Source organism: Bacillus sp. SIMBA_031, from assembly GCF_046535225.1.
GTDB lineage: Bacteria > Bacillota > Bacilli > Bacillales > Bacillaceae > Bacillus > Bacillus velezensis.
The window spans coordinates 1-2,383 of the sequence record NZ_JAWRXC010000022.1 but is presented as its reverse complement, the minus strand read 5'-3'; the positions used below and the strand labels follow the sequence as shown (position 1 = coordinate 2,383).

General features: G+C 54.2%; 2 pseudogenes. Both read right to left on the bottom strand.

The features are described from left to right. A pseudogene (locus SB724_RS19295) lies at positions 1 to 1,508 on the bottom strand (exosporium glycoprotein BclB-related protein); the annotation flags it as partial. A gap of 179 nt (positions 1,509 to 1,687) precedes the next feature. Beyond that, positions 1,688 to 2,383: pseudogene (locus SB724_RS19290) on the bottom strand (hypothetical protein); the annotation flags it as partial.

The window sequence follows — 2,383 nt, the reverse complement described above, 5'->3', positions numbered from 1 at the left end:
GCGCCCGTTACTCCGGTCGCTCCTGTTACTCCAGCGGCTCCCGTTACACCAGTGGATCCAGTATCTCCTGTCGCTCCGGTGGAGCCCGTTACACCAGTCGCTCCTGTTACTCCAGTGGCTCCTGTTACACCGGTTGCTCCTGTTACACCGGTTGCTCCCGTTATTCCCGTCGCTCCAGTAGCTCCGGTTACTCCCGTTACCCCGGTTGCTCCTGTTACTCCGGCGGCTCCCGTTACACCAGTGGCTCCCGTTATTCCGGTTGCGCCCGTTACTCCGGTCGCTCCTGTTACTCCAGCGGCTCCCGTTACACCAGTGGATCCAGTATCTCCTGTCGCTCCAGTGGCGCCCGTTACACCAGTGGCTCCTGTTACTCCAGTGGCGCCCGTTACTCCGGTTGCTCCTGTTACTCCGGTTGCTCCCGTTACTCCGGTGGCTCCCGTTACACCAGTGGCTCCAATATCTCCGGTCGCTCCTGTTACTCCGGTGGCTCCTGTTATTCCGGTGGAGCCCGTTATTCCGGTGGAGCCCGTTATTCCCGTCGCTCCAGTATCTCCGGTTACTCCCGTTATACCAGTTGCGCCCGTTACTCCGGTCGCTCCTGTTACACCGGTTGCTCCCGTTACTCCGGCGGCTCCGGTTGTTCCGGTCACTCCGATATCTCCGGTTACCCCGGTTGCTCCCGTTATCCCAGTGGCTCCGGTTACCCCAGTAGCTCCCGTTATTCCGGTCGCTCCAGTATCCCCGGTTACTCCAGTTACTCCGGTTGCTCCCGTTACTCCAGTATCTCCGGTTACCCCAGTTGCCCCCGTTACTCCGGTTGAGCCTGTTACTCCCGTGGCTCCCGTTATCCCGGTTTCTCCAGTGGCTCCAGTATCTCCGGTTATTCCGGTTGTTCCCGTTACCCCAGTTGCACCTGTTACTCCGGTCGCTCCGGTTACTCCAGTTGCACCGGTGAGCCCGGTTGCTCCCGTTATCCCAGTTGCGCCGGTTACTCCGGTCGAGCCTGTTACTCCTGTGGCTCCCGTTACTCCGGTGGCGCCGGTTGCTCCGGTCGAGCCTGTTGCTCCCGTTGCTCCCGTTACTCCCGTGGCGCCGGTGGCTCCAGTCGCGCCGGGATCTCCAGTGACGCCGGTTACCCCAGTCGCTCCGGTATTCCCAGTCGAGCCCGTAGCTCCAGTGAATCCCGTTGCTCCAGTGAATCCCGTTGCTCCAGTCAGCCCTGTTGCTCCGGTCAGCCCCGTTGCTCCGGTGCACCCCGTTGCTCCGGTAAACCCCGTTGCTCCGGTGAATCCTCTTACATGAAAATGATTTGGATGACAGCATGGACACCATCTTTCATGGCAGCAAGAGTTTTCGCAACAGAATCCTTCACAGCAATGTGCCCGATTTTGATAACTGCGCCTTTGATTTCTTCTTTTATGTTGAAAATGACAGCAACAATCATTGCAATTCCGGCAGTCGTAATCCCAAGAGTCGTATCTGTTATACCAAGTATCTCCTTTTCTCATTACACCACCTCTATTTTCATAATATTTCCACGAAGAAAAAAGGTGTGGCAAAATCCCACTTCTATTGGGCAAATTTTTAAATGTTCTTTAAGGCTGCATCATGCAGCATTTACAGAAAAAAGACCTAACTGTGCATAAGTCAGGTCTTTCATCTTTAAAATATCAGTCTGCTGTTGTCATTAGGTTGTCGGGAAACGAATGCTGTTAAAATCGATATTGAGAGCAGTTGCTGCCGTTAAATTATTAGCAGTTGTGAAAATAATCCTCAGCTGGTACGTGTTTGTTCCTGCGGTCGGTGCTGTATCCACTGTTGTATCAGCAATCGAGAAACTATCCGTAGCTGCGGTAGTATTAGTTCGCGACAGAGTTCTTGTATGAATTTGTACTGTTCCCCTATATAATCTCACCTCAAAAACAAAGTTTGAATTGGCTGCAGATGTTAACGCGACACTGAGGGCATAATCAAGCTTTACATTCTGCAAAGCATTAACTGGGATTGCCAGCGTAGCAACGGCAACTTCTGTATTTAACGGCGGATAAACAGTGAGCGGCCCGTTGGTTCTTGTGAAGAGCAAGGCCGGTGTACTACCTGTGGCGCCGGTTGGGCCTGTTGAGCCGGTTACTCCGGTTGACCCAGTTACTCCCGTTGCCCCAGTTACTCCGGTTGCACCCGTTGCCCCTGTTACTCCTGTTGATCCTGTTACTCCCGTTGCCCCAGTTACTCCGGTTGCACCCGTTGCCCCAGTTACTCCTGTTGATCCTGTTACTCCCGTTGCCCCAGTTACTCCTGTTGATCCTGTTACTCCCGTTGCTCCGGTTACTCCCGTTGCTCCGGTTACTCCCGTTACTCCCGTTGCTCCGGTTACTCCCGTTAC